The 1,378-nt window shown below is 52.5% G+C and carries 1 pseudogene; it reads left to right on the forward strand.

Annotated elements, in window-relative coordinates:
• Positions 1-63: 63 nt before the first annotated feature.
• Positions 64-1,095, forward strand: a pseudogene (locus L972_RS22230) (IS110 family transposase).
• Positions 1,096-1,378: the final 283 nt, after the last annotated feature.

Genomic DNA, 1,378 nt, shown 5'->3' on the forward strand with positions numbered 1-1,378 from the left:
CCTAATGGGATGGTCTGCTCCATCCAACCCGCTATGCTGGAGCCAGCATCAAGGAGGCTCATCATGACGCAAGCGCAGATTTACATTTACGGGATCGATTTAGGCAAAAATTGGTTTCACTTGGTGGCGATGGATCGCATGGGGCAGGTATTGACCAAGCAAAAGCTCACTCGTTCACAACTGAAACAGTTCATCAGTACGACTCCCCCCTGTCGGGTTGCCTTCGGGGCATGTCCCGGTTCGCAATACTGGGGGCGCCTGTTTCAACAGGCGGGGTTCGAACCCAAGATTATCCCTGCCCAATTTGTGAAGCCCTACCTCAAATCAAACAAGAATGACTTCAACGATGCTACCGCTATTGCCGAGGCTGGTAGCAGAGGCACTATGCGCTGTGTCCCGTTGAAATCTCATGAACAACTGGCATTGCAGCGACTCATCGCGTCCGTCAGCCTTTCATCGTCGAACGTACCACCACTGTCAATCAGATGCGAGCGTTGCTGCTGGAATATGGGCTCACCGTGCCAGTCGGCAGAAAAGTCTTCGAGCGCGCCCTACCGGCGATCCTTGAAGATGCCGAGAATGGCTTGCCTGACTTTATCCACGCCCTGGTATTACGCCTGAGAGAACGGTGGCAACAGCTGGATACTCAGATTGATGACATGAGCCTCATGCTCGGACAAGCCTCCAGCGCATCAGGTTTGTGCCAAAAAATCAGTACCGTCCCCGGTATTGGACCGATTGTCTCAACCGCGTTGATTGCCGCGATTGGCAATGGCTCACAATTCAAGAAAGCCCGCGACCTGTCAGCCGGTCCCCAGGCAATATTCAACGGGCGGCAAATCTTCGCTCGGCGGGATCAGTAAGCGTGGCAATAGCTATTTAAGGCAAATGGTTATTCAGGGCGCCAAAGCGCTAAAAATTCACATGAAGCGCGACAAATCATCGTTAGGCGAATGGATCGCCAGGCTGGAGGCCGGCCATCACCATCATGTGGTACTTATCGCCCTGGCCAACAAGATAATGCGAATTTGCTGGAAAGTGCTGACATCCGGCAGGGATTACCAACCGTATCCCGACGCAAGCTCAGCCGTTTAACAGATAGAACTCATACCCGGTTTTGCGGGCCCAAAACAGATGACAGAAGCGTTTACCCCACGACATTGCAGCCTGGCTAAAAAAGCAGTCTCTTGTGACTGATAGCTTTATTAGGACGACGACGTGCGGCTCCCATCAAGGCCAGAGCCGGAAAACGGCTCACAGACAGGCCGGATACATTGACACAAACGACTTCTGGAAATCAGTTGAAGCCTGCAGATAAGGAGCAGATCATACATTTTTATGATGTCGCGCTCCATGTTGGCTTGTGCGAGAGCGTTGC

This window comes from Aeromonas sp. ZOR0001, from assembly GCF_000801015.1.
Classification (GTDB): domain Bacteria; phylum Pseudomonadota; class Gammaproteobacteria; order Enterobacterales; family Aeromonadaceae; genus Aeromonas; species Aeromonas veronii.